The following is a 26726-nucleotide window of genomic DNA, read 5'->3' as shown; positions in this document are numbered from 1 at the left end:
GCAATTCGGTAGTGAATAACTCAAAATCATTCGTAAGAAAGAGGTAAAATTACTCACCACGCTAGATGATCTTGACTAGAATCGCAGACCGCAGAGTTGTAGGACTTACTCGCGCCCCATGGATCATCCGTCTGTCGTAAACAAGCCAACCCAGGGCGATCGAATCCTCGTTGTGGACGATGCGCCCGACAACTCGTTCTTAATCCAATCTATCCTTCGAGAGGAAGGATATCAGATTGAAATTGTCGATAACGGCAAAGACGCATTAGCAATCATTAACGAGTCGCCTCCCGATCTAATTTTGCTAGATGTCATGATGCCGCAGATGGACGGGTTTGAAGTAACGCGGCGCATCCGCGAGAACGCCAGTCTGCCGTTTATCCCAATTTTGCTAATTACCGCTTACGATAAGCCCAGCGTGGCTCAGGGGCTAGATACTGGAGCGGATGATTTTATTCGTAAGCCCGTTGAGCTAGATGAACTGCTAGCGCGGGTGCGATCGCTCCTCAAGCTGAAGCATAACGTTGACGAACGGACAAGAATTGCCCGCCAACGCGAAGATTTCGTCTCGCGCCTAACGCACGACCTCCGCACGCCGCTGGTTGCTGCCGATCGCATGATGTCGCTGATGCAGCAGGGTGCCCTGGGTGAAATCTCGCCTGAAATTAGCGAAGCACTAACGATCATGGCTCGCAGCAACCAGGACTTGCTGGAAATGGTGAATACTCTGCTAGCGGTCTACTGTTACGAGGCGGGGAGCAAAACCCTGAGCTTTATTGGAGTGGATTTGCGGCAACTGCTGGAAGAGGTGATTCAGGCATTAACGCCGCTGGCTCTAGATAAAGGACTGGCGCTTAAAACAAACTTGGATGAGCTAAACGGAGCAGCGATCGAGATGATGGGCGATCGAATGGAACTCCGTCGCGTGTTTACCAACCTGGTTGGTAACGCCATCAAATTCACCGATGCAGGTTCGGTGATGCTGCACCTGACCCAGCTTCCTCAAACCAACGGCAGCAAAGCCTCATGGGTTAAGGTTGAAGTTGAAGATACCGGGCCGGGGATTGCACCAGAATACCAATCCTCCCTATTCGAGCCATTTCGTCACGGGAACCACAAACGCTCTGGTAGCGGTTTAGGGCTGCATCTTTCCAGCCAAATCGTCAATGCCCACCATGGCACAATTAGTGTGAGGTCGGAGTTGGGGAGCGGCTGTCTTTTTGTAGTGCAGCTTCCTACCCAGCAACCGCAGGCCGCGAAGAAACTGACTCCTTGAGGCTAAATGCAAGTAACGAGCGCCCATACGGCTACTATCCGCGACATTGTCGCGCAACAACGCACATTCTTTGGCAGTGGCACAACGAAAGAGATCAATTTTCGCCTGAGTCAGCTCACTCGGTTAAGACAAGCGGTGATCAGCAATCAGGCCGCGATTTTGGCGGCATTGAAAGCCGATCTGCACAAGCCAGAATTTGAGGCGTACTTAACTGAGGTTGGAGTGGTTCAGGAGATTGATCACGCTATCAAGCATCTTCATACTTGGGTCAAACCAACCTCTGTTAAAGTGTCGCTCCAGCAGTTTCCGGGTAAGGCCAAAATTTATGCGGAACCGTTAGGAGTGGTGTTAATTATTAGTCCCTGGAATTACCCCTTCCAGTTGATGATTTCGCCGCTGGTGGGGGCGATCGCAGCCGGAAATTGCGCGGTACTCAAGCCCTCGGAGACGGCACCGCACACGTCTCGGTTGCTGGCTGACATCATCCAGAAGACGTTTGATCCGGCCTATGTTGCGATCGTTGAGGGTGGAGTCGAAATCAGTCAGGCCATTCTGGAAGAACGGTTTGACCATATCTTTTTCACAGGCGGAACGGCGGTTGGCAAACGAGTCATGCAAGCGGCAGCAAAGCATCTTACGCCCGTCACCCTGGAATTAGGCGGCAAGAGTCCTTGTATTGTTGATGCGGATATCGATCTGGAAACCACCGCTCGCCGCATTGTGTGGGGAAAGTTTCTGAATGCAGGGCAGACCTGTATTGCTCCAGATTATTTACTGGTCGATCGCCGGATTAAATCAACCCTCCTCGATCGAATTCAGGCCACCATACGCGAGTTTTATGGTGATAATCCGGCGGACAGTCCAGACTTTGCCCGAATTGTTAGCCCCAAGCAGTTTAACCGCTTATCTGCCTTGCTGGAGGGAGCCAATATCTTGATTGGCGGGCAAACCAACGCCGACGATCGCTACATCGCCCCCACGGTGATAACGCCAGTTTCGTTGGAAGCCCCCGTGATGCAAGAGGAGATTTTTGGTCCAATTTTGCCAGTCCTGGAGTATGACACCGTCCAGGAGGCGATCGATCTAATTACCTCTAAACCAAAGCCGCTGGCGCTGTATGTCTTTTCTAGAAATAAGTCATTCCAGGCGCGAGTGTTAAACGAAACGTCGTCAGGCAACGCCTGTATTAACGACACCATCTTGCAAGTGGGCGTTTCAACGCTGCCGTTTGGTGGTGTGGGTGATAGCGGTATGGGTAGTTATCATGGTAAGGCCAGTTTTGATACCTTCTCGCATCGGAAAAGCGTCTTGTTTAAGCCGTTTTGGATGGATTTAAAGCTGCGCTACGCTCCGTATCACGACCGGATCAATTTGCTTCGGCGTATGATCAAATAGTGGGTTGGCTCTGCTCACTGAACGCTAGCAATGGGCTGTTCTGCTGCGCTAACCATGTGAGCGATCGCCTTCCTGATTATTCTTTAACGGTTGAAGTGAGCTGGTGAGTTGACTATGCTGGGTTTTCTTAAATCTATTTTTGAACGCCACCCCGAAAACGTTAAAGCTAACGTTGAAATTTACACCTGGCAAACCTGTCCCTACTGCATCCGAGCCAAGCTGTTGCTGCGGTGGAAAGGGGTTCAGTTCACGGAATACAAGATTGATGGCAACGGTGCCGCCAGAGTTAAAATGGCCGACCGAGCAAACGGACGGCGCTCGGTGCCACAAATTTTTATCAACGATCAGCACATTGGTGGCTGTGATGATCTCTACGAACTCGATCGCACGGGTCAGCTAGATCCCCTTCTGGCTCAACCAGTTGCAGGTTAGGAGTCACGCTGGTCAATGGAAGGACTGCCATTGTAAATTGCCCACATTATATCTGTGTCCTTTAACCTTCCTCCTCCCCTACTGAACCATCCAGATTATTTGGTGCATTACCATTGGATGAGTCGGGCGATCGCTCTGGCGGCGGCGGCTGGAAATGCGGGCGATGTTCCAGTGGGTGCGGTTCTGGTTGACGCGAACGGTAAGCTGATTGCAGAGGGCGAAAACCGCCGCGAGCGAGACTGTGACCCCACCGCCCATGCCGAAGTCCTGGCATTGCGAAGAGCTGGACAGGTGTTGCAAACCTGGCATTTAGAGCAGTGTACCCTGTACGTTACGTTAGAACCCTGTGCAATGTGTGCAGGAGCCATTATCCAGAGTCGGATTAGTACTCTAGTGTATGGCGTGGATGACACCAAAACGGGTGCCATTCGCACGGTGGCGAACCTGCCCGACAGCGCTTGTTCTAACCACAAACTATCGGTAATGGGCGGAATCTTAGAATCAACCTGCCGTCAGCAGTTGCAGTCTTGGTTTGCCCTGCGGCGATCGCAACCCCACACTAAAGGCGATCGGGTTCTACCTCCTGAGCAGGACGCTGGGTTGAAATAAGCGGCAAACAATCTATCCCATGACAGCGGCAGAACTGTCCCCCGTTGGAAGGCAACGTATTGAAAAAGACGTATGTTGTACTTACAGCGTTCCTCAGAGTTCTTAACGTTCTTTGTCAGCCCCAAGTCAACCCTTATGATTTTGTTCAATTCCAAATCTATCTCTGCTGCTCCTGAACAAACTGACAACAGCAAATCAGCTCCAATTGGGCCTCACTTTTCTCCCTGGATGCTTTCTGCGATTTATCCCCTGGGTTCTCGTGTGGTCTTGCCGTTTTACTTTGGGCGCATCGAGATATCTGGACAAGAGCATCTACCAACAGAAGGGCCGGTTATCTTAGCGCCAACCCACCGTTCTCGCTGGGATGCCCTGCTGGTACCCTATGCGACGGGTCGTTGTGTTACAGGACGAGATCTGCGCTTTATGGTAACCGCAGACGAAGTGAAAGGTATTCAGGGTTGGTTTATTCGCCGTTTGGGTGGGTTTGCGGTTAACCCCAGAAAACCGTCGATCGCCAGTTTGCGACAAGGGGTGGAAATTCTCCAAAATGGTGAGATGCTGGTGATTTTTCCAGAAGGCGGCATCTTTCGTGACGATCAGGTTCATACGCTGAAACCCGGTTTGGCTCGCCTGGCAATTCAGGCCGAAGCCAGCCAGCCCGGATTGGGAATCAAAATCGTTCCCATGACGTTGCAATACAGTGAACCCTGTCCCCGTTGGGGTTGCGATGTTTCGATCCAGATTGGCGCTCCGTTAAACGTTTCCAAATACGCTAAGGGTGCTGCCAAGCAAGACGCTAAACGTCTGACTGCCGATTTAGACGGGGCGCTAAGACGGTTAAATGCTGAAGAGCGTTTAGAAGAGAGATGCACCGCTAGTTTGGTTTAGATGGGGTGCGAACGCTTTGTGCCGCTTTTCAGGCGGAAGCGATCGCCCTCTCTGCCCTCACGCCTACGTTAAAATTGCACCACCCATCAGCCGCTTGTAGCGATACTCCAGTTCTGCTTGCATTAGCGACCAGCGCTCTAGAGTCGGATCTTTTTCAATCACTTTTTCGGCTGCGTCTCTGGCCACTTCCAATACGTCCTGGTCTTCAACCAGGCTGGCCAGGGCAAAGTCGGGTAGACCCGATTGGCGTGTGCCCAGTACGGCTCCTGGCCCCCGGAATCGCATATCCATTTCGGAGATAAAAAATCCGTCCTGCGACTGTTCTAATACTTTGAGCCGCTGCTTGGCGGTTTCGGTTTTAGAACTGCTCATTAGTAGACAAAAGGATTGATCGGCTCCGCGACCCACCCGCCCACGCAACTGGTGTAATTGCGAGAGTCCAAACCGTTCGGCATGTTCAATTAACATGACACTGGCATTGGGGACATCTACCCCAACTTCAACCACGGTGGTAGAGACTAGAATCTGCGTTGCGGCATTTCGGAAGTGAGCGATCGCCTCTTCCTTCTCGGCAGAGGTCATGCGTCCATGCAACAACCCAACCTTGAAGTTGGGAAAGATCGTTTCCTGCAAGCGCTGATATTCGTCAATGGCCGATCGCAAATCTAGCTTTTCCGACTCTTCGACTAACGGCAACACCACATAGGCTTGCCGACCTTGGGCAATCTCTCGGTGGATTAAATCATAGGCGTGGGAGCGATCGCGCCCGGTCAGTACCGTCGTGTGAATCGCTTTTCGTCCCGGTGGCAATTCGTCAATTTGACTCACATCCAAATCACCGTGCAGGGTCAATGCCAGCGTTCGCGGAATGGGGGTTGCCGTCATGGTCAACACGTGGGGATGATCGCCCTTTTGCTGTAGCCGTGCCCGTTGCTGTACCCCAAATCGATGCTGTTCATCAATCACCACCAAACCAAGCTGCTGAAACTGAACCGGATCTTCAATTAACGCATGGGTGCCAACCAGTAGCGGCAGTTCGCCGGTTTCCAGGTGGGAATGAATTTGTTTGCGTTTCGCCGTTTTGGTCGAGCCTGTCAGCAATTCAACCGACAAATGCAGCAGGTTAAACCATTCCACCAGTTTGCGATAGTGCTGTTCTGCCAGCACTTCGGTGGGTGCCATCAGCGCAGCTTGATAGCCAGATTGAATCGCCGCCAATACCGCCACTACTGCCACTACGGTCTTTCCAGAACCCACATCTCCTTGAACTAACCGATTCATCGGAATTGGCTTTTGCAAATCGTTCAAAATGTCGTTAATTACTCGCTGTTGGGCATTGGTGAGCTTAAACGGCAAGCCTTGATAAAACTGTTCGATTAATTGTCCCGTGGGCGCAAGCACAGCGCTGGTTTGCTCCTGACGCTGGTTTAACCGTCGCCTTAATAGCCCTAGCTGAAGATAAAAGAATTCGTCAAACACCAACCGATGTCGCGCCGCATCCAGCGCTTCGCTGTTGGGTGGGAAGTGAATATGGGCGATCGCCTCCTGCGCTCCAATCAAACCATATTTTGTCCGTAGTGCCTCTGGTAGCGGGTCTTGAAGCTGAGTTACAGCAGGCAATGCAGCTACAACGGCTCGCCGGACAAAATCTGCCGTGATGCCTTCGGTTAAGGGATAGATGGGAACCACCCGCCCCACTTTCATGGATTCGATCGTGTCGCCGGAATGCTCAATTACTTCAATTTGCGGATCGTCTAGCGTCATGCCATATTTACTTTCTTTGACCAGTCCCGATGCGGCAATGATGGCTCCGGGGGGGTAAAGCCGTCGCTGCTGTTCTTGCCAGCCTCGATTGCGGTAACGATTGCCCGCCAAAAAACGGCTGAGCTTAATCTGACCGCTATGGTCTTTCATTACCAGTTCAAAAATGGTGAGTTTGGCGTTGCGTGGGCTGTTAAAGCAGGTGCAGCGCTTTACCGTGCCGATGATTGTGACGGTTTCCCCTGCGGTTAAATCTCGAATGTTGACCTGACGAGCATAATCTACATGGTCGCGCGGGTAATAGTAGAGCAAATCTCGAACCGTATACAGTCCCAGCTTGGCTAACCGTTCGCTATTTCGTGGCCCAATTCCCGGCAAGTATGTTACCAGTTGATCCAGCGTAATGGCCGCACTGCGATCGCCCGTGACCAGAGGCGTGGTGCGTGGCTGTTTTGTCCTGGTTTGGGTACCTGTTGCTTTTGCCCTTCCGTTACCGACGGTTGCGACGGTCGATTCACTGGGTTCTGGTTGGTGATCCTCAGCCACCCGTTTCGTTTGATATAGAAACCGACGCGTATCGGCTACTAAATGCTGACGTTGGGCAAACGTCATATCTGAATAGTTAGCAAACTGGGTGGCGATCGTCTGTAACCGCTGTTGGTCTTCTATGGGTAATTCACTGGACGGCTGGTTGAGGCTGAGGCTGAGAAATTCGCTGAAGCGATAGTGATTTCCCATTAAATCATTGAAGCCCCGCTCTGCCTCAACCGACAATGCCTTCTGCAATCGCGACCAATCCATTTGAAGAGGAGCTAAGGACTTAGAGAGTAGTGTAACAATTGAGCAGCGGTTTAAGGGACAGTGATTCAAGATTGACGATCGCCCGTCATGTTGCTTTCCCCACCCCACTCACTCATTAAGATGGGTCTTCGTACCAGCTCGACCGCCAGGCCGCTTCGGCTTCTGCGATCGCCTTTTCGCGCTGTTTTTTCTGATACTCTTGCCCCAGTTGCCCCAGGCGATTTGAGAGGCTGCGAATGTTCGATCGCCAGCTTGACAGCGTTGGATTGGCAAACTCAATTTCTGAAAGCCGCAGCCGAATGGCAACGATGTGGGTGACGGACGATTCTTGTTGATGACCCCCTTCCGCTTCAATCAGCAGATTGAGTAGATTGGGTGGGCCTGCCGCTTCCCCTGCCAGGTCGGATTTAGCAGCCACTTCTAAAACAGGTTCGGGTAGCTGCCGTGGCAAAATATTAGACTGCTGCAACAGACAGTTGGCGGCATGAGAAATCGTTTGTAGTTCTTCACCAACCAGTTTTTCCAGGCGATCTTGCCATTTAGCCAGGTCTACAGGATTCATGGGGCGATCGGGACTCTCTTCTGTACTCTTTTCTGGTTCTGGTTCTGGTTCTGGTTCTGGTTCTACGGGCTGTTCTTCCCTATCGTCCAGCAGTAAGTTGAATGCTGCCAACGCGTCAGTAGAATCAGAGGCTATCAACACCTCTGGAGAGTCGGGTTCATCCACCACAGCACTGGGAAACTGAAGTGAGCCTAGCAGCTGAGGTTTGGCTTGTTTGGCGAGCTGTTGCAGCGATTGCTGCAACTGTTGTCGCTGGTTGAGGCTAAGCTGCAAGAACCGTTCTGGGCAGCCACGGGTACAAAGATGATACCCCGCTTGAATTAACTGTTGACGAACGGCCTGCCCCAGTTCGCTTAAGTACTGGTGATACGTGTCGTAAAATTCTTGGGCGATCGCCACGACAGCCTGCTCTAGCACGGCAATATCTTGTTCGATCTGCTCAACTCCTTTCGCCATAGGTCAAACATGTAGTGAAACAACAGCCTGCAATGGTCGATGTGGCTGAATGGGTGTATGGACTCTTTGAGATGTGCGGTCTCTAAACCCCTCTTGCTTCCCAACAGTTAGGGGATAGGGGCGAATTCATACCGTGATTCAGCAACGCTTAATTTTCTAACCGTGTCCAAAGGAGCGGTTGACAACGATCGGTTCAAAAAGAAAGAAGGCAGGTCAAACTTAACACCGTAAGGAGTGACCTGCCTCTTCCAAACCTAAATTTAATTCAACCCGTTTTCCAGTTGGAAGGGGCTAAGCGGTCTACAGCTAGAAAGGTCATTCGTCTTCAAGCCTGTTTGCTCCTGCAAATTGACTTGTAGCGCACCTCGTTTTGGCGCGATCGCTTACAGCTACCACATTCAAAAAGCATTCTGGTTGACCAGTGCCTTGTGTGGCTCCCTCAAGGGCAGAAGCCAGGGAGACGCTACAGGTATACCCTTAAGCTTTACCCGTTTGGGCTGCAACTTCACTCGCAAAGTCGGTTTCTTCCTTTTCAATGCCTTCACCCAGCACAAACCGAGCAAACCGACGCACTTGAATGTTCTCACCTAACTGTGCAACTTGCTGCTTGACCAGCTCCTCTACTGTGATGCTTTGATCCTTAATGTAGGGCTGATCCATCAGTGATAGCTCTTTGACACGCTTGTCAATTCGCCCTTGAACAATCTTTTCGCGGACGTTAACGGGCTTGCTAGCCAGGTCTTCCCGACCCATTTCAATCTCTTTCTCTTTTTCAATCAGATGGGTAGGAATATCGCTGACTCGCACATATTCCACGTTCGGCGTTGCCGCGATTTGCATGGCAATGTTGCGAACGAGTTCTTTGAATGCCTGATTCCGTGCTACAAAGTCGGTTTGGCAATTCACCTCAACCAAAACGCCAACGCGTCCGCCTGTGTGAATGTAGCTGTCAACCAGCCCTTCTGCCGCAACCTTTCCGGCTTTTTTCTCAGCGGAGGTAATCCCCTTTTGCCGGAGCCACTCGACTGCTTTATCCATATCGCCCTCCGTTTCCTGGAGAGCTTTTTTGCAGTCCATCATGCCTGCGCCCGTTTTTTCGCGCAGTTCTTTTACAACTTTTGCTGATATCTCCGCCATTGTGATTCAGTTCCTCTAAATCAGTATTGAGTGATTGCAGTGCTGAGTTTTGGGCGTTGCTAAATGACGGTATGAAAGCGGTGTGTTCATTCCTGCTGTAGGGAGATGGCATTGCTACCGTCCCTACGAATGTCATCCATCAAATTTTAGCAACGCCGAGTTTTGGGCTTTGCGGTGTGGGTTAAGGCAACTCATCACTCATCACCCAAAACTCTTCCCGCTTACTGCTCTTCTGTTTCTTCTTCCGGTTCAGAAAACTCGCTCTCTTCGTAGTCAAAGTCTTCTTCGCCGCCTTCGTAGTCTTCGTAGTCCTCATCGGCTTCTAGCTGACCGTGGCGACCTTCATAAATCGCATCTGCTAACCGACCTACTATTAGCTTAATCGACCGGATTGCGTCATCATTTGCCGGAATTGGAATATCTACAGTATCGGGATCGCAGTTGGTGTCGAGCAGTGACACAATTGGAATTCCCAGTTTTTGACATTCCTGAACTGCGTTGTATTCTCGCCGCTGGTCAATGATAACGACCATGTCGGGCAGCTTACGCATTGACTTGATGCCGCCGAGATACTTTTGCAGCTTTTCCAATTCGCGCCGCAATACGGATGCTTCTTTTTTGGGAAGCAAATCGAGCGCTCCAGTCTCTTGACGACGCTCCAGATCTTTGAGGCGATCGACCCGAGTTTTAATCGTGGCCCAGTTGGTTAACATACCGCCGAGCCAGCGCTGGTTAACGTAGTAAGAACCGCAGCGGCTAGCTTCTTGAGCTACAATTCCGGCTGCTTGCCGCTTCGTACCCACAAACAAAACCCGCTTACCCTGTTCCGAAGCGTTCCGCATGTAGGTATACGCTTCTTCCATCAGTTGGGCGGTTTGAACGAGATCAATAATGTGAACCCCGTTACGAGACGTGTAGATGTACGGTGACATCTTGGGATTCCAACGACGAGTTTGGTGCCCAAAGTGAACACCAGACTCTAATAGCTGAGCCAAAGAAACAACAGGCATGAATTTATCTCCGTTCGGGTTTATCCTCCATCCAGGCGCACTTTTGAACAGACATACTGGTTCAAAAACACCCGAAACCCTGGATGTGTGAATTTAGACAACCCTACTAGAATAACGCAATTGGAGCCGGGATGCGTTAGGTGGTTTGCCGAATTTCTCTGTAAGCGGCATAAACGCCCCGAACGTTGTACCAGTTCAAAAAGATGCGAGCGATTTCAAGCGCGAGTTGCGGTTTGCCCTGATCGATTAACCATTGCAGAAACGGAGCCATTGTCCGTTCGTTTAACCGCCCACCCAGGGATAGGAGTCCCCATAGAAGGCGATGCAGCCAGGTCATTTGAATCATCATCCTGACTTCCCAGGTGGGATGCTTTTGATAAAACAAAACGCCCATCCGCCCCCGCTGAATTTCCCGATCGATTAGTTTAGGGATTTGCTCGAGAGCGAAGGGGGGATGCCAGTGATAACCTACGGCTTCGGGACATTTGATGAGTTTGAGTCCTAACTGTTTCAAACGGACACCCAGTTCTAAATCTTCCCAGCCGTAGAGCTGGAAGCGGGTGTCAAACAGTCCAGCCTGGTCGAGCCATTGGCGGGCGATCGCCACATTGCCCGTGGCAAAGTAAGCTGCCGAGAAATCGGTGAGTTTGTAAGGTTCGCTGGTTGGGTGGTCAAAGTTTGCCGTATTAATGACCGCTCCGTAGGTAAAGAGGCGATCGCTACCCAGGGTTTTTCGTCCTTCAGTAAGCGCAGTGGCATGGGCTTGCAAAAAATGCTCTGTCACAACCAGGTCACTATCAATAAAGATGATGGTGTCTCCGATCGCCTGCTCTACTCCCAGGTTGCGAGCAGCGGCAGGTCCTTGATGGTTTTGCTGAAACAAGCGGACATGAGGAAACTCAGCGCTATGGGTCTGGAGCCAGTCAACGGTGCTATCTGTAGAGCCATCATCGACCAGCACCACTTCGTAACCCGTCACCTCGTTGGGTTCAGCTAGCAATTGCTGTTCCAGCGCCTTCAGGCACTTTTCTAGAATAGGTTTGCGGTTGTAAGTTGGAATAACAACGCTAAAAAACACGAATGCCTCTGAGTTGACAGTGCAATGGGTTCGTTTTGAGGGCAGCCCGTTATGGTCTGCCGCTAGAAATGATGCTCTTCTAGCGTATCAAGTCATGATTGAACTCTGGCGATCGACTTCCACAACGCATGGTGTTGGCGATCGCTGCAACCAGGCTTCACCCTACTTCATAGTCGGTGACCTGGATACCTTTGTGCCGTTTGGATCTTTAATGTGCCCCAAGATTCTGTACAGGTTCAGACAGGAATTCACCAGGATTTAGAGGCATAATGAAAACTTTGTCGAGCGTGGTCAGTGCATTGATGACTGCGCTGGATGGACGGCATTGATTTAATGCAGCTATGCCACTTGGGGGAGAATTGGAATGAAAGCTCAGGATTTGAAGGGGAAAACCGTCGCGTTTGCCGGGTCCGGCGGTCTAGATAGTTGTACTATCACTCGCTGGTTGACTGACAAAGGCATCCAGGTGGTTTGCTTCACGGCGGATTTAGGCCAGCCCGATGAAGACGATACGGAAGCTATCCGCCAGCGAATGTTGATGGCAGGTGCCACCGATTTTGTCTTGCTACCGGCTAGAGAGGCGATCGCTGAAGCAGGCTTGAGCGTCATTCAATCTCAGGCGTGTTACGAAGGGCGCTACTGGAATACCACTGGTATTGCCCGATGTGTTCTCACCGAAGCGATGGTGCGGGAGATGCGAAAGCGGGGGTTAACTATTTTTAGTCATGGCGCAACCGGGCGCGGTAACGACCAGGTGCGGTTTCAGCTCATTACCAATATGCTGGCTCCAGACTTTGACGTTTATGCACCCTGGCGAGATGAAGAGTTTCTGGCTCGGTTTCCTGGCCGCAGCGAAATGATTGATTTTTGTCAGGAGAAGGGATTATCCATCTCAGCCACCAAAGACAAACCCTATTCTACCGATGCCAATTTATTGGGGTTAACCCATGAGTCGGGATTGCTGGAGTCGTTGACGACTCCGGCTCATTTTGTCACTCCGGTGATGGGATGTTATCCCGCTGATGCGGCCAATGAACCAGAAGAGGTGACGATCCAGTTCGAGAAGGGGCGACCCGTTGCTGTGAATGGCAAGTCGGTCAATTTAGTGGATGCGATTCTGCAAACGAATGCGATCGGCGGACGGCATGGCATTGGGATTGGTACTCACCTGGTAGAAAACCGCTTTGTGGGGATCAAATCGCGCGGAGTTTACGAAAGCCCCGGCGTTGAATTACTGGGTACCTGTTATGCACTGCTGCTGCAACTGATTCTCGATCGCCGTGCCCGTGAATTTTATGATCAACTGTCTCTGTTGGTGGCGAAACAAATTTATCAAGGCTATTGGTTCGACTTGGCAACCAAAATGGCGCTTCAGGCAATTCAACAAACGGCTGAGCTAACCACAGGCACGATCGCCGTGTCTCTATATAAAGGAAATATTTCGTTTCTTTCAGCAACCGATACGCCCCATTCCCTGTATTCGGAAGAGAATGCCTCAATGGAAGGAGTCGGTGACTATAATCATTCTGATTCTGAAGGGCTACTGCGCGTTTTTGGCGTGAGTGCGCGAGCGTTAGCCACTAGTGGACAAGTTTCCCTAAAAGCTGAAGCGTAGTCGCGAAGGTTGCCTTCAACTGCTGCAACGAAAATGAATCCTGAAGAAGGCGCTGACTCAAAACATTGGAGAACCCCGGATTCTGCAAGAATCCGGGGTTTCGACTGGAGGGTTACTTGAGATCAGTGCCGTGATACTGAAGCGCTGCTAGCGGGCTAGGTGGTTAACAAAACTCGTTTTTAGCGTCCTCTACTTTGGCACCTGCTCAATCAACTCTTCTCAATCAAGTCTTATACAGAGGCGGCCATATCTTGCTGAATCTTGCTCTTAGCCGCCTTGAATTCACTAGCCATTTGCTCTTTTTGATCGCTACTGCAATTGTTATCAATGGCCGCGAACATGGTGCTTTCTTCCTGGCGAATGTGGTCACCCACTGCATCCATTAACTGTTTCACTTTCGACTTGAATGCGTCCGTCGATGTAGCAGGGTCGATCGCCTTAATTTCGTCGAGCATTCGCTTCATTTCGGCTTGCTCGTCATACAGCTCTTGAGTATTGTCGTTGCCGTAGAACGAACGAACTCTTGGGTAGACGATTTCTTCTTCTGCCTGAGCATGAGCCAACAAATCTTTGTAGAGTTGTCCAAAATACTCTTGCAGCTTTTGCGGATCGTTCGTTGCCCCAATTTCGGTAAAGATGGTGTTCACTTTGTTGTGATCCAGCCGGATGATGGTCTGGATGTTCATGTCATCTTTGTCTGAATTCTGAGTCATGACGCTACCCGCAACACCTGAGAAGGCCGCGATCGCATCCTGTACCCGTGCCCAAAGTCCCTGGTCGGCATCCTGTCCTGTCAGTTCGCGCACTCCAACCAGTTCCAGCATCCCCTTAAGCTGCTCCTGGTGAGCGCGGTTCTCGAAATTAACGGTGTTCAGAGGGCCGATCGCCAGTTCAATGTCCGCTCCTACTTTTTGAGCCGCTTTGTGGATTACAATTCCACTCATCGCTTGCCCATGCTTAAGCAATTCGTGCTGAGCCAGTTTTTGATAAAAACTCAGCGACCCGCCAGACATCATCTGCTCAAATTGTTTAAGGTAGGTCTTGGTAGCATCACTGGGTTCAAACTGAATGCCATACTGCACAATGGCCGTTTCTAAAATACCCAGATTTTTTTGATCATCGTTGAGCATGTTTTGAAGGCGCTCCCGAACGTCTTGATCGGGACAATCGCTCATTAGTTTCTGCTCGTTAGAGATGATTAAGTTCTGCAATGCTTTGGTATCGGCCAGTTTCTCAGCGATCGCCTGCCGTTTTGTGTCATCTAGTGTTGTAACCATGTTGGTTCTCCTCCGTAAAAAATAGGTTTAATTAAGGGTTGAATTGCCGCAGGATTTATTCAGCTCATGCAACAACCCAACGGCTTCTTGCAAGGTTTTGCAAAACGTTGTTTAATAGCCACTTGATCAACCCTGATTCTGCCGACACAGATATTGCTCGGTTGCTCACCTGATATAGGGAAGGGCAACGAGTAAGCGTATCGGGAGAGCAGGTTCATTGACCATAAAGACTGACTACTCTGATTCTGGAGTGGGATTCGTTCTGGTTCAGCTATCCTTGGTTAGATGTTCAGCCTGAGCTAGCCTGACCTATGGAGCGACAGCAAAATGCTGCCCCCTGGTGACCTATCTGTGGTTAGCTTAAAAGGCTGCGAACCAAGGCACCGTACCAGCAGTGATTCCTGTATTTATATAAAGAGGCAAGACGGTAGTTGTTAGCGCTAGCAGCGATCGCCTGCTTTTTGCTTCGCCTCATCCTGGCTCAACGGATAGCAACACATCGAAAGCGCCACAGTGTAGTCTTCTTGACAGCTTCCAGAGCATATTTCTGGTATCAACTGTTGACGCAATCTTATTTCTCTCAGCCGGATTGTCCAGTTGGGCGAGTTCGTTTAGTTCTCAAAAATGAGACACTATCGGGAAAGTAGAGACATGAGCTTGAAGTCTAGCTAAGGTGTGAGAGCTTACCGTTTAGGTGTGCCAGGAGTGGCGGTCACTAATCTTTATTGGTATATGAAGCACGACAAGCTCAGTGATTTCCGAGCCGTTAGGGCGATCGTTCATAAAAGTCTTGTCTGCACGATCTGAAAACCCGCACTCAAGGGAAAATGTAATGAGGGATATTGGCTACTGGTCAGCGTTAGGTCTGACTGTTCTAACTGTTTTGGGTGGTTACAGTCCGGTGCTTGCAGATCCCGGCCTCCCGTCTGGAGCAAACTCAACCAACCATTTTCGCATGGCTGCTAACCGTAATACGGCTGCAAGACCCACCTCTATTCGAGAGGCATTGTTAGGCCAGTGGACGACAAATGGTGGCACTACCCATTATTTTTTCAATCAGGGGCAAGTAACGGTCGTCAATACGTTGCCAGGTCGTGAACAACCTGCCCAGCAGTACGCGCAGGTCATGGATTATGAGATCACCCTGGTGAATGAAGCAGAAGGATTAGTCTTTCTCAAGCTAGAAACCCCCCTCGGTTGGGCAGAGAGACGAATGATCCGGTTTTCGCCCAATCGATTAACCATGACTGAATCGATGAATGTGATGGGTCATATATTTGGGAGTGAATGGACATACGTTGATGATTTGCAACAGCCTTTAGTTGCCGAGAACTCCTACAACAACGGATCTCAATAACGTTACCCAGTCTCTCCACCATTTCATCTGGTTGTTCCCTGTTTACTCACCCAAGCAACCGACAAACCGTCTGAACTGCTGACTTTCCCACGCTTTGGCTACGCTCAACCTACGCCTTCGATCGCACAGGCACCAGGTTCACTCACCCATCTGGTTAGAAAGCCAATGCAGGTAAGGTTGAGAGCCTGCCAAGACAGGTAGAGCAAGAATTTCTGGTACATCGTAGGAATGAAGTTCTCGTACTTTTGCTTCTAAAATCAAAAATTTAGCTAAATCAGTTTTTACAATCAGTTGCCATTCCTCGGCGTGATGGGTTTCTCCTTGCCACTGGTAAATCGAGTGAATGGGCATCATGCTGACGCAAGCCGCCAGTTGTTCTGCAATTAATGTGTTGGCGATCGCTTCTGCTTCCTCCCGGGACGCTGCTGTAATTAACACCACACCATATTGATGAGACTGCTGCATGTTGCTAATCCTGCGTAGTATCTCTTCTACTCTAGGTAATTGTTGAGAGAATGAAAAAGGCGTACATTTATCTCAAACCAATGATCAGACGAGTAGCCTTTGGGGTGCTGTGGGTAGGCTTTGCTGCCTATGCTTTTCTGCTTGCCCCACCCAACGCTCCAGACACCGCGAGCTTGCTTGTGCATCTAGCAACGGGGCAGTGGAATGGAATTAATCCGTTAGTTATTGCGTTATTCAATATCATGGGCGTTTTGCCCCTCGCCTACAGTAGTTTGCTGCTGGTGGATGGTCGAGGGCAACGGCTTCCGGCCTGGCCCTTTGTCCTGGCATCGTTTGGCGTAGGAGCATTCATGGTGCTGCCCTACCTGGCATTGCGGCAACCCAACCCTACCTTCACAGGAGAGAAGAATGGATTGCTCAAAGGGCTAGACTCGCGCTGGACAGGAGCGGCGATCGCCCTGAGCGCAATCGGTCTTATCCTCTACGGTGTGACCGCTGGCGACTGGAGCAACTTTGTGTACCAGTGGCAAACCAGCCGCTTTATTCACGTCATGAGTCTGGACTTTGGCCTGCTTTGTGTACTGTTTCCGGCTTTGATTGGTGACGATATGGCACGACGTGGGATAGAGGACAACCGTGTTCTTGGAGCAATAACGCTAATTCCGCTGTTTGGGGCGTTAGCGTATCTTGCGCTGCGTCCACCCCTCGGCCAACCCGTGGCGACATCAAACACATTACCCCAAAGCTGAACTGCCAAGCTCGATCGGCCAGAATCAGCACGGGGCGATTGCAGCATCGGTGTTGCTAAGCCTGCTCTAGCTCCTCCGGTAAAACGTCTAGTGCTTTCGTCTCCAGGAGTTCCAAGTCTTGAACCGGGCTACCGTTATGCTTCATTTGCGAAAAAATTCGGCACGTATCTAGATAAGCCTTCCAATTCATTTCCTGTGGATGATCGGTATACTGGCGATCCATATGAACCAGGCTATATTCAACGTTCTCGGTATAAATGGCTGTTGTAACACTGAAAACTTCGAAGAAGTTGACGATCCATTGACAGTCTTCTTCAGGATATTCCTGGTAATACCGAATCAGCTCGGCAATTCGAGCTTCCAACTGGGTTCGAGTGTAGGGACAAATTAAGATGGTTTTTAACAGAATAATAACGGGTGTAATGGGGCCACTTTTTGTTAGTAGAGTAATAAAAAGCGGTGCCGGACTGTAATGATCTTCAGTCGTTAAATATTCAATAACCCGGTTACAGGTCCGCAGCAATAACGCACTGCTGAGCGGTTTTTGATGATGCTCAGGATAGAGAGCGCTAAGTTTATCGCTAAGCTGTTTTTTAAGAGTGCTTGTAAATTCGTTGTTCATCACCGAAAAAGCCAGGTAGTCAACCAGGCTTTGTTTAAAGTCTTGATAGCTTAAGTTTTGGGTTTGATTGATAAAGATATTGGCTAAGTTGACGTAGCTAAAGGTTCCTCGTCGGGCAACGATCGCCTTAATCAACCGTAAAGCTTCATCTCCTAACCCCGTTGGATTATGAAATATTGATGGGTTGGCTTTAGCCGACTGCGACCGGGCGCTATACATGGCCAGGTCAAACTTAAACTTTTCTCTAAGTTGGATAGAAAGTGCTCTGGCCGCTCGGCGTTGCTCAATTGGATTATCTAAATTAACGTACTGTGATACTAGCAAATAGGACGTATAGCGTTCTGTCCAGTGCGTTTTTGTTTCAATATCATACCGAGTTGCAAATAGCTGCAACTCCTGAAAATCCTGACTATTAACAAACTTACAAAGCCAGGTTCTGAGCCGCTTTAAAGTAGGAGATACGGTGGGTCGATGAATAATAGGGTCGTGAAAGAGCTGGATCAGATCTCGAATGGGTTTGCGGTTTCGAATCAAATCCCAGTTGTTGATTAAGATGTAGCAAGACCGTTTTAATGTGTTTAAAAACTCTTCTTCATGGTTTGAAAATACAATTTCGTAGAGAGATGGCAAAGTTGAAGAACTAATGGTGTCGGTGTGATGAATAAACAGTTGTTTAAATTCTTTCAATACAGCTTCAGGGGGCCAGGTATTGACAATTTCTAGTAAAAACTCATAAATGATGGTTTGTGCTCTGCCAACATCGCGCTGAAACGGTCGCGACTGGCCTGAGGTGTGACTTTGGCGATCGCCCACTGATTTGTCTGTGATCATAGCAGTACTCAAAACGGGTGATGCTTCAACTGACATTCAAGAACTAAAAATACAATGCAGTTCTAGAGCCAAATTCAAGTTGAAGTGGCTCTGAGGTGACGTGCAAATCTTGCTGATGTTTAACCGGAACGTTTGTTCATCCGTTTAGCTCCCGGTTCTGAAGCCCGATTGCTTCAGCCAAAGAGGACTGGTAGAATTCACACCGTAACGTAGCTGTGTTTATTGATACTGGCTCATGTGGGGATAGACGATTTGGATACGACTTAAGCAGACTCAGTTTGGGCTTGCTATCAACCATGCCCCTAAAAACCTGAGGTGTTGCGGATTGCTTTTTGCCTTATCCTAAAATCTAACAGGAATTTGCTAAGTGCAAATGCGACTTATTCAAGTAATTAAATATACTTCATCGTTTTTTCATCGAGTTGCCGCAGATGAGGGTGTGTGCCTCAACTCGACAAACGATTGAGCGATCGCTTATATCTACTAAATATTTAACCAAGTACCACCTCTCAGGAACGCAGGGTTTCTTGAGAGGTAATGCATATAGGTATATGGGGGCAGAGGGACTTGAACCCTCACGACCTTTAACGGTCAACGGATTTTCATCCTCCCACAGCTTTCGCTGTTGCCTCAAGTACCTTGAGGTTTTGAGAATTGGACCCTCCCTTTACCCTCGGCTTAACGTTAGGGTAGCTCCCGTCGGGTCTCTGCACCTTCCAAGAAATTACGAGTTTACAATTGACTTGAGGATTTAACTCAGGACTCGTAATCTGTTTCTTGGCTTGGCTCAGGATTGCCATGTCTGGGTTGGAGTTAAATGAGCCATTCAGAGCAAAGATTGACCTTAGTTCTAAATGTCTCCCCAGATTTAGGTTTCCCTGAATTTGAGAGCGTCCACTTGACGGATTTCTCTGTCAAGGCTCAGTTTTCTAAGTCCGCAGCGTCTACCATTCCGCCACGCCCCCGTCACTCAGCGAGCTAAACTTAGCACTTGTCTATTCCATCACTATTTGGAGACGAATGCAACCGTCTTAAACACTGGCTGCCCAGTTCTTCGATCGCCTCTCTATCTTAGATGTTTGAAGGGTGGCAAATGCAGCCTGTTTGCCCCTCAGTCTTTAAAGATCATCTCTAGAGATGAGTACTCGCCACTTCTGCTTAAAGTCCCTTGCCTGGAAGAGCTTAGCGCCTGCACTTCTAAACCATGCTTTTGGTCGGGGGGGAATCGTCACTGACGCAGTTCTACTGGATTGAAGAGAACAATGCATGTTTTAAGCTAATAAGGGCGTTGAACGTGTAAGGTATGGTCTCAATCCAAGATCAGGTTGTTTTAATTACGGGGGCAAGCAGTGGCATTGGTGCCGCGTGCGCCAGGCTCTTTGCTCAGAGTGGCGCAAAACTGCTGCTGGCTGCCCGACGCTTAGATCGGTTAGAGCAGATGGCGGCTGAGTTGCAGAAAACGGCAGGCAGTCAAGTTCATACGGTTGAATTGGATGTGCGCGATCGCTCTCAGGTTGAAGCCACTCTCAACAGACTCCCCTCCCCCTGGGCTGATGTTGATATTCTGGTGAACAACGCTGGCTTGAGTCGCGGTTTAGACAAGCTGTACGAGGGCAGCTTTCAAGACTGGGAAGAGATGATCGACACTAACATCAAGGGTGTGTTGTATATGTCCCGGTTAGTAGTGCCAGGAATGGTGCGTCGGGGTCGGGGTCATGTGATCACCATTGGTTCCGTTGCCGGACACCAAACTTATCCAAACGGCAACGTTTACTGCGCCACAAAGGCGGCTGTACGCGCTCTGTCAGAAGGGTTGAAGCTGGATTTATTGGGAACACCTGTGCGCGTCAGTTCAGTTGATCCAGGATTGGTCGAAACAGAATTCAGTGAGGTGCGGTTTCGCGGTGATGCCGAGCGTGCTCAAACGGTTTATCAAGGGTTAACGCCACTCACCCCGGATGACATCGCGGAGGTTGTCTTTTTCTGTGCAACTCGTCCTCCTCATGTCAACGTTAGTGAGGTTTTGGTATTTCCGACCGATCAATCGAGCGCTACCCTCGTCCATCGTCGAGACTAACTTGCGATCGCTAGCACAAATTAGCAGCATAAAGGCGAGCCTGGGTGGAATCATGAACCCCACAAGCCCGCCTGCTTTGCTTTGAGGAGAGATGGAAATTGGCGTTCAGGTTTTAGCTAAACCTGGGTCAGGTCTAAACTATCGCGGCTGTTGCCGCAACTCGATCTCTTCAAAACCTCAAGCCCACCCCACCCTGAAGTGACGTTGCTGTGCCACCCCCTTCGCGGTAAGCATCAAATGCGATGATGGCATTCCCAAACAGAACCAAATTGCTGTATGGAACGGTATAGTCAATTCCTGGTTGAATCACAAAACTGGTTTGGTTACCAATTGGGGAGGTGCTTTGGTTCCCATCCTGAAACGCGACTCCGGCACCAATATAAGCATCGGCTTGCCAATTTAGCGGAATGTCGTAAGACACGGTTGGCACGATCGCAATCGTGTCATCAATTAACAGTTGCGCTCGCAGTGAAATAGGCACTTCAAGCAGTTTATATCGCACCGCGACAACTCCACCTGTACTGCTGGACTCTCCCTCTGCCCCGCTGCTCAACCCAACAGCCGCTCCAATCCCAACATAGCTACCATAGGCGGCCTGCGCTGAAGCGATGGGGGCGGTTGCCAGAAGCGTGCCAGCGCTCAGCCCGATCCCACCCAGCGCGATCGCCCCCCAACGGCAGACCCGCTGCTTCCAGTCTTGAATTCTCTCCATAGAATCTGCACTCCTCAACGCCTGTATCATCAGTAAACTAAATGACTGAATAGACAATAGCTTGCCAATTGCCAAAAATCCACCTTCATTCAAGCAAGCGATTGCGGTGAGTCTAAAAACCGTTACTTATCGTTACTTCGAAACCAAATCAGGGCGACAGTTTACAGCCACCATTGCAGCGGCTCAAAAAACATAGATTGCGATCGTCGGGTACGTCTACATTGCTAAAACTCAGTAAGTCTGCTGGTATCAATTCGGCATAGTTGCACTATTCTTAGGTTTAGAATGACAAATCTATAGCGGTAAATAGGTGGGGGACTGGGAATGCGTCAATCTTCATTAATCGTTTATGCTGGACTACTTGCTCTCGGTTTAGGCGGATGTGGCGCTTCTCCCTTTGGGGGTGGTAGTGAAACGACCGTTGAAGAAGTGCCGGTTGAAGCTCCTTCCCCCGTGGCACAAGCTCCCTTCTCTGAACCAACCGTTACAGCACAGGCCAGTCCGGCTGGTGTATTACCTCCAGATTTAATTGGTTCTACCGATGCAAACCAGCGAGTCCGAGCGATCCAAAGTAATCGTCCTGATCCGTTTGCGTTAATTCAAACCACCCCAACTGTGCAAATCCCCGTTGAAGAGACGGCCTCGCCACAGCAATCACCACCGCAGACTGCTCAGACGATTCCAGTTTTACCCAACTTGCCTCGAGTGGGCGGTGTTCCTGGCGCTTCTCCGGGAGCAACGACCCCCGGCGGAGCCGCTCCAGGACAAACCTCACCCTCTGCCGTTGCAGCACTTCCTCCCGCGCCACCGCAACCCACGCTGGCTAAAGCCGTTCAAGTTTCAGGTGTTGTGCAAGTTGGCAGTACGCTCCATGCCATTGTCAATGCCCCCAATGAGCCAAGCAGTCGCTATGTCAGAGTGGGGCAACGCCTCTCTAACGGTCAGGTTCTGGTGAAACGGATTGAGATGAATGGCGGAGCGGTGCCCATCGTCATTTTGGAACAGAATGGAATTGAAGTTTCAACCGCTGTGGGTGAGGGTGGACAGCCTGCAACCGATAGCCCTACCGCTGTCGTTCCTGTTCCTCAGTCGGTTGCTTTCCAGCCTCTCTAGAGTAGGTCAACCGTTCAACAAACCCAATTTAAAGCGCCGGACTAGAGCAGCGACCTGCTAATTTAGTCCGGTGCTGTTGTTTGAGTGGGCGCAACTGCAAGGGGTTACAACACCTTCGGCGCGTTAGGGGTGGCTACAAAGTGTTTTGAATCATTGTGAAGATGCCGATGTTGGATACAGCTTCGCTAGAGTGAACTCATCTCCACCACTCAATATTGTTGCAAGAGGAGTGCCGCGATGGTTGCTACTGGTTCGGCTCAGGCTAGTTCATTTCCATTTGATTTTGCGCCCCAACCCACTCAAGATGCTGATTTGCTTACTCAGCTTCAGTTTGTTCCAGGACTCAAAGAAATTCTTATGTTGCGGCAGGTACACGCGCTGGAACACGCAACGGTCTGGATGTTGAGTGAAATGGCTTCATCGCGGCAATCCTCGTCTCAAGAGTATGACTCTATTAGTGGGATGTCTACTGAGGAGGGTTTTTACCTCTACGGTAGGGTTAGCGATGCCGATCTGCACCAGGCGGTGCATCTCGCACTACATCGAATGGTCAATGGAGAGTGGGATTTGGCAGTTCACCCCCGATGCGGCACGAATTTATCGGTTGGCCTGTTGATGACAGCAGGGCTGGCTGTTGGGGTCACATTACTGTTACCAAAAGGCCCGATCGAGCAGCTTTTAGGATTGGGGTTAGCCGCCACGGCTGCGGTTCATGTATCGCCTGATCTTGGCAGCATCGCGCAGCGCTATGTAACGACTGCAATTCCGTTTAATTTAGCGATCGCCGATATCCGCTCGTCGGGCGATCATGGGGGACGACCCGTTCACTTCGTTCGCGTGCGGTGGACAGGATAGCGGCCTGCGTAGCAATAAAACTTAAAGGCAGACGGCAGACGGATGCCCCCGTCGAGTAGTACGCTGAAAATCACAACCGTTATGGATACTCCTCTAGCAAGGGTTCTTTAATTTACTTGCTTGAGACTCTTTATTTTGTCAGAACAACTTGTTCTCATTGATACCATAAAAGGAAAACACACATGGTTCAACGCGGTTCCAAAGTTCGGATTCTCCGTAAAGAGTCCTACTGGTACAAAGATGTAGGGCAGGTCGCTTCCATCGACCAGAGCGGCATCAAGTATCCAGTGATTGTGCGTTTTGACAAGGTTAATTACGCCGGTGTTAATACCAACAACTTTAGCCTGGAGGAAGTGGCCGAAGTTGAAGCTCCTTCCAAGAAGAAAGGAACGGCAGCAGCATCTGGTGGCAAGCAGACCACGATTGAGCCGGCTACTCGTAGAACCGGCCAGGGTGGCGGCACAGAAACCAGAAAAGGAGCGGCAGCAGAAGCCCCAGGCACTGACAATCCTAGTGTTGAGGGCGATCCTAACCAGGGAACTGAGGCTCGCTAAGGTTCAATTTCTTTCAAATCTTAAGTTGTGCCCGAACTGCCTGAGGTTGAAACAGTCCGACGGGGTCTCAATCAAGTGACCCTGAATCAAACCATTCAGGGTGGGGATGTGTTGTTAACACGCACGATCGCCCACCCTGTTTCTGCGATCGCCTTTCTAGCAGGCTTGAAGGGTTCAACCATTCTCCAGTGGCATCGTCGGGGCAAGTATTTATTGGCACAGCTCACGAAGCCTGACAGAGCCGATCCGCTGCAATCGGCTGGCTGGTTGGGGGTTCATCTGCGAATGACAGGGCAGTTGCTCTGGTTGCAGCACAATGAGCCGCTGCAAAAACATTGTCGGGTGCGGCTGTTCTTTCCTGAGCAGCGAGAGTTGCGGTTTGTGGATCAGCGCACGTTCGGGCAAATGTGGTGGGTGCCGCCTACCTGTTCACCAGAATCTATTATGTTGGGGCTGGGTCGCCTTGGAGCAGAACCGCTGTCGTCCAGCTTCTCGGTAGATTATTTAAAGCAAAAACTCTGTCATCGGCAACGCCCCATCAAGAATGCGCTGTTGGATCAAACCGTGGTGGCAGGGGTTGGCAATATCTATGCAGATGAGGCGTTATTTCTGAGCCATATTCAACCTCAAGCGCTTTGTGCAACGTTAACCCCAGAGCAAATCGAACGATTACACGCAGCCATTATTCAGGTGTTACAAAGCAGTATTGATGCCAGAGGCACAACGTTTAGCGACTTTCGCGATGTTCAAGGCATTAACGGTAATTATGGTGATGTGGCCTGGGTGTACAACCGTAAGGGACAACCCTGCCGAATCTGCAAGACTCCAATCGAACGACTGAAACTGGCAGGGCGATCGGCTCACTTTTGCCCCCAATGTCAACCAGGCTGAGTGTCTACGGCAAATGTTTGAGTTGAATGAAGCCACACCCTGCTGGTGTGGCTATGCCTGTTGAACGGCTACATTTCGAACGCCTGCAAAACTGGTCACGAAAAGAAGTGTTGTAAAAGCTCAACAACCTTACAATGCTGAATAGAGAAGTGCGATTTACATCAGTACAATTCAGTTATGGCAGTCAAAAAAGGCGATTTGGTACAGGTAGTGCGGGAAAAATTGGAAAATAGCGTAGAGGCCAAAGCCAGCGATACGCGCTTTCCGCCTTACATTTTTGAAACGGCAGGCGAGATTGTTGATTCCAAGGGCGACTACATGCTCGTTAAATTTGGCCATGTTCCGACCCCTAATATTTGGCTGCGAGCAGATCAGTTAGACAAAGTGGGTAAATAGTTTTAATCATGGTTTCTGATTCATCGGCGGCTTGTCGTTCAACCCGAGTGACTATCATCGGTGCTGGTAATGTGGGTGGAACACTAGCACAGCGAATCGTTGAGCACAATTTAGCGGACGTGGTGCTGCTGGATGTGGTGACTGGTCGCCCTCAGGGGTTGGCGCTTGACTTGATGGAAGCCAGAGGGATCGAAGGGCACGATCGCCACATTATTGGCACCAACAACTATGCAGATACCGCTGATTCTGACATCGTGGTGATCACGGCGGGGTTGCCCCGTAAACCGGGTATGACCCGTGATGACCTGCTGAAGATGAATGCCAAAATTGTGGCAGATGCAGCCAAGCAAGCTGCCGCCCATTCGCCAGAAGCCATTCTAATCGTGGTGACGAACCCGTTAGATGTTATGACCTATTTGACCTGGAAGGTTAGTGGCTTCCCTGCCCAACGCGTCATGGGGATGGCCGGTATTTTAGACTCGTCTCGCTTCCAAACCTTCATTGCAATGGAGTTGGGCGTATCAACGGCAGACGTTAAAGCAATGGTGCTGGGTAGCCACGGAGACTTGATGGTGCCTCTGCCCCGCTATTCTACGGTTAGCGGTATTCCGATTACAGAATTGATGGATGCTGAAACGATCGCCCGACTGGTTGATCGGACGCGTAATGGTGGAGCCGAAATTGTTGAGTTGATGCAAACGGGCGGGGCTTTTTATGCGCCTGCCTCATCCACCTATCTCATGGTTAAGACTATCTTGTTGAATCAGACCCGCTGGTTGCCGATCGCGGCGTACCTTCAGGGCGAATATCAACTGAATGATATCTTCATCGGCGTGCCATCCCGGTTGGGCTGTGGGGGGGTTGAAAGCGTTCTGTCGCTAGATTTGACGGATGAAGAACTGGGGGCGTTACATCAATCCGCAGATGCGGTGCGACGGAATATCGAATTGGCCAACTCGATGGTGCAACTGCCAGCAGATTAAATTTAATATTCTCTATAAAATGGCGGAATCTACCGGGTGACGCTGAATTGAATTCACTGAATCTTTAATTAGCCCCCAAAGACACTTGATCATTTCTATCAATTGGTTATGATCAATACATATAAGATCACATAGCTACTTTGGCTGAGTCGGGCTTGCCTCGATCGGCTCTCGTTTTTTGGTTGCATTGAAGGAGCTATCCGATTAATGGATTACATCGAAAAGGTAGTGGAAAAGCTGAAAGAGTGGACTCGCAAGTTAATAGATGCACTATTAGGGCCAGAGCCGCAGGCTGAACCAGAGCCAATTCCAGTACCCGTTAACGATCCTGAGCGTCGTCGTCGGTAGTTGCAGGTTGACAGAATCATCGCCGTTAATTAGTGTTCTGATCCTGCACGGGCCGAACCTTAATCTTCTGGGTCAAAGAGAGCCTGGGATTTATGGTCGTGCGTCTTTAGCAGACATTGATCACACTCTAGAGCAAGAGGCAAAGAGCTTAAGAGTCAAGGTTTCTTGTTTGCAGTCTAACCACGAAGGCGTTCTAGTTGATGCAATCCATGCAGCGTTAGGGCAGCACGAAGGCGTTTTAATTAACGCTGGAGCCTATACGCACACCAGTATTGCTTTGCATGATGCGATCGCAGCCGTTAACCTGCCAACCGTCGAAGTTCATCTCAGCAATATCTATAAGCGCGAAGCGTTTAGACATCACTCCTTCATTGCACCAGTCGCCATTGGGCAGATTAGTGGTTTTGGCATTGACAGCTATCGGCTTGGGTTAAACGCACTGGTTAACTACCTTAGAGAGCCATAGTGCACCGTCA

At 50.1% G+C, this 26726-nt stretch carries 27 protein-coding genes; 18 read left to right on the top strand and 9 right to left on the bottom strand.

What is annotated here, in order from left to right; all coding sequences use genetic code 11:
- Nucleotides 1-118: 118 nt before the first annotated feature.
- The 5 genes from IQ268_RS00780 (at nt 119) to IQ268_RS00760 (ending at nt 4600) form a co-directional block, all read left to right on the top strand.
- Nucleotides 119-1276 (top strand): HAMP domain-containing sensor histidine kinase, encoded by a 1158-nt coding sequence (locus tag IQ268_RS00780; RefSeq protein ID WP_193874534.1) that lies wholly within the window; start codon nt 119-121, stop codon nt 1274-1276.
- A 6-nt stretch (nt 1277-1282) separates the two neighbouring features.
- Entirely contained in the window at nt 1283-2671 is a 1389-nt protein-coding gene (locus IQ268_RS00775) for an aldehyde dehydrogenase (protein ID WP_193874532.1), read from the top strand.
- A gap of 114 nt (nt 2672-2785) precedes the next feature.
- Nucleotides 2786-3103, top strand: a complete 318-nt coding sequence (gene grxC, locus IQ268_RS00770) for a glutaredoxin 3 (RefSeq protein ID WP_193874530.1) — start codon at nt 2786-2788, stop codon at nt 3101-3103.
- A 117-nt stretch (nt 3104-3220) separates the two neighbouring features.
- Nucleotides 3221-3712, top strand: coding sequence for a tRNA adenosine(34) deaminase TadA (tadA, locus tag IQ268_RS00765; RefSeq protein WP_193874836.1), 492 nt, complete (start codon nt 3221-3223; stop codon nt 3710-3712).
- A gap of 135 nt (nt 3713-3847) precedes the next feature.
- Nucleotides 3848-4600 (top strand): lysophospholipid acyltransferase family protein, encoded by a 753-nt coding sequence (locus IQ268_RS00760; protein WP_193874834.1) that lies wholly within the window; start codon nt 3848-3850, stop codon nt 4598-4600.
- A gap of 63 nt (nt 4601-4663) precedes the next feature.
- Here the strand turns inward: IQ268_RS00760 and recG are convergent, their stop codons facing one another.
- From recG to IQ268_RS00735, 5 genes are all read right to left on the bottom strand, one after another.
- Nucleotides 4664-7162 (bottom strand): ATP-dependent DNA helicase RecG, encoded by a 2499-nt coding sequence (gene recG, locus IQ268_RS00755; protein WP_193874528.1) that lies wholly within the window; start codon nt 7160-7162, stop codon nt 4664-4666.
- Nucleotides 7163-7277: 115 nt separating this feature from the next.
- On the bottom strand, nt 7278-8180 hold the full coding sequence (locus IQ268_RS00750) for a hypothetical protein (RefSeq protein ID WP_193874526.1): 903 nt from the start codon (nt 8178-8180) through the stop codon (nt 7278-7280).
- Between the two features lie 477 nt (nt 8181-8657).
- A complete protein-coding gene (tsf, locus tag IQ268_RS00745; protein WP_193874524.1) occupies nt 8658-9317 on the bottom strand; it encodes a translation elongation factor Ts in 660 nt (219 codons plus the stop codon).
- A gap of 221 nt (nt 9318-9538) precedes the next feature.
- Nucleotides 9539-10327: a 30S ribosomal protein S2 gene (rpsB, locus tag IQ268_RS00740; protein WP_193874522.1), complete on the bottom strand. Its 789-nt coding sequence runs from the start codon at nt 10325-10327 to the stop codon at nt 9539-9541.
- Nucleotides 10328-10463: 136 nt separating this feature from the next.
- Nucleotides 10464-11405 (bottom strand): glycosyltransferase family 2 protein, encoded by a 942-nt coding sequence (locus IQ268_RS00735; protein ID WP_193874520.1) that lies wholly within the window; start codon nt 11403-11405, stop codon nt 10464-10466.
- Nucleotides 11406-11424: 19 nt separating this feature from the next.
- Between IQ268_RS00735 and IQ268_RS00730 the strand changes: the two genes are divergently transcribed.
- Nucleotides 11425-11667: a hypothetical protein gene (locus IQ268_RS00730; protein ID WP_193874518.1), complete on the top strand. Its 243-nt coding sequence runs from the start codon at nt 11425-11427 to the stop codon at nt 11665-11667.
- A gap of 102 nt (nt 11668-11769) precedes the next feature.
- Complete coding sequence (gene argG, locus IQ268_RS00725; protein WP_193874516.1) at nt 11770-13020, top strand: argininosuccinate synthase; 1251 nt, start codon at nt 11770-11772, stop codon at nt 13018-13020.
- Between the two features lie 230 nt (nt 13021-13250).
- On the opposite strand, the gene IQ268_RS00720 is transcribed toward argG, so the two are convergent.
- On the bottom strand, nt 13251-14297 hold the full coding sequence (locus IQ268_RS00720) for a hemerythrin domain-containing protein (protein ID WP_193874514.1): 1047 nt from the start codon (nt 14295-14297) through the stop codon (nt 13251-13253).
- A gap of 832 nt (nt 14298-15129) precedes the next feature.
- Between IQ268_RS00720 and IQ268_RS00715 the strand changes: the two genes are divergently transcribed.
- Complete coding sequence (locus IQ268_RS00715) at nt 15130-15654, top strand: hypothetical protein (protein ID WP_193874512.1); 525 nt, start codon at nt 15130-15132, stop codon at nt 15652-15654.
- A 138-nt stretch (nt 15655-15792) separates the two neighbouring features.
- Here IQ268_RS00715 and cutA read toward each other — a convergent pair whose 3' ends face one another.
- Nucleotides 15793-16119: a divalent-cation tolerance protein CutA gene (cutA, locus tag IQ268_RS00710; protein WP_193874510.1), complete on the bottom strand. Its 327-nt coding sequence runs from the start codon at nt 16117-16119 to the stop codon at nt 15793-15795.
- An 80-nt stretch (nt 16120-16199) separates the two neighbouring features.
- Here cutA and IQ268_RS00705 point away from each other — a divergent pair, with 80 nt between their 5' ends.
- A complete protein-coding gene (locus tag IQ268_RS00705; RefSeq protein WP_193874507.1) occupies nt 16200-16868 on the top strand; it encodes a DUF2834 domain-containing protein in 669 nt (222 codons plus the stop codon).
- A 55-nt stretch (nt 16869-16923) separates the two neighbouring features.
- Here the strand turns inward: IQ268_RS00705 and IQ268_RS00700 are convergent, their stop codons facing one another.
- Nucleotides 16924-18357 (bottom strand): hypothetical protein, encoded by a 1434-nt coding sequence (locus IQ268_RS00700; RefSeq protein WP_228034964.1) that lies wholly within the window; start codon nt 18355-18357, stop codon nt 16924-16926.
- Nucleotides 18358-19624: 1267 nt separating this feature from the next.
- On the opposite strand from IQ268_RS00700, the gene IQ268_RS00695 reads away from it, so the two are divergent.
- On the top strand, nt 19625-20398 hold the full coding sequence (locus tag IQ268_RS00695; RefSeq protein ID WP_193874502.1) for an SDR family oxidoreductase: 774 nt from the start codon (nt 19625-19627) through the stop codon (nt 20396-20398).
- 169 nt (nt 20399-20567) lie between these two features.
- On the opposite strand, the gene IQ268_RS00690 is transcribed toward IQ268_RS00695, so the two are convergent.
- Nucleotides 20568-21110 carry a hypothetical protein gene (locus IQ268_RS00690; RefSeq protein ID WP_228034963.1) on the bottom strand — a complete coding sequence of 181 codons (543 nt, stop codon included), beginning with the start codon at nt 21108-21110 and terminating at the stop codon, nt 20568-20570.
- Between the two features lie 324 nt (nt 21111-21434).
- On the opposite strand from IQ268_RS00690, the gene IQ268_RS00685 reads away from it, so the two are divergent.
- From IQ268_RS00685 to aroQ, 8 genes are all read left to right on the top strand, one after another.
- Nucleotides 21435-22223: a hypothetical protein gene (locus tag IQ268_RS00685; RefSeq protein ID WP_193874500.1), complete on the top strand. Its 789-nt coding sequence runs from the start codon at nt 21435-21437 to the stop codon at nt 22221-22223.
- A 237-nt stretch (nt 22224-22460) separates the two neighbouring features.
- Complete coding sequence (locus IQ268_RS00680) at nt 22461-23078, top strand: DUF6391 domain-containing protein (RefSeq protein ID WP_193874498.1); 618 nt, start codon at nt 22461-22463, stop codon at nt 23076-23078.
- Nucleotides 23079-23260: 182 nt separating this feature from the next.
- The gene (locus IQ268_RS33295) at nt 23261-23632 is read left to right on the top strand and encodes a photosystem I reaction center subunit IV (RefSeq protein ID WP_193874496.1); all 372 of its coding nucleotides are present in this window, start codon (nt 23261-23263) and stop codon (nt 23630-23632) included.
- 27 nt (nt 23633-23659) lie between these two features.
- Nucleotides 23660-24523, top strand: a complete 864-nt coding sequence (locus IQ268_RS00670; RefSeq protein ID WP_193874494.1) for a DNA-formamidopyrimidine glycosylase — start codon at nt 23660-23662, stop codon at nt 24521-24523.
- Between the two features lie 177 nt (nt 24524-24700).
- Nucleotides 24701-24919, top strand: coding sequence for an NAD(P)H-quinone oxidoreductase subunit O (locus IQ268_RS00665; protein ID WP_193874492.1), 219 nt, complete (start codon nt 24701-24703; stop codon nt 24917-24919).
- Nucleotides 24920-24927: 8 nt separating this feature from the next.
- Nucleotides 24928-25902 (top strand): malate dehydrogenase, encoded by a 975-nt coding sequence (gene mdh, locus IQ268_RS00660; protein ID WP_193874490.1) that lies wholly within the window; start codon nt 24928-24930, stop codon nt 25900-25902.
- 207 nt (nt 25903-26109) lie between these two features.
- Nucleotides 26110-26250 (top strand): hypothetical protein, encoded by a 141-nt coding sequence (locus tag IQ268_RS00655; RefSeq protein WP_193874488.1) that lies wholly within the window; start codon nt 26110-26112, stop codon nt 26248-26250.
- A 7-nt stretch (nt 26251-26257) separates the two neighbouring features.
- Nucleotides 26258-26716 carry a type II 3-dehydroquinate dehydratase gene (gene aroQ, locus IQ268_RS00650; protein ID WP_193874486.1) on the top strand — a complete coding sequence of 153 codons (459 nt, stop codon included), beginning with the start codon at nt 26258-26260 and terminating at the stop codon, nt 26714-26716.
- Nucleotides 26717-26726 lie beyond the last annotated feature (10 nt).

This window comes from Oculatella sp. LEGE 06141 (genome assembly GCF_015207605.1).
GTDB lineage: Bacteria > Cyanobacteriota > Cyanobacteriia > Elainellales > Elainellaceae > Oculatella.
Note: the sequence above shows the minus strand (reverse complement) of the source record. Positions and strands in the feature narration are given on the sequence as shown.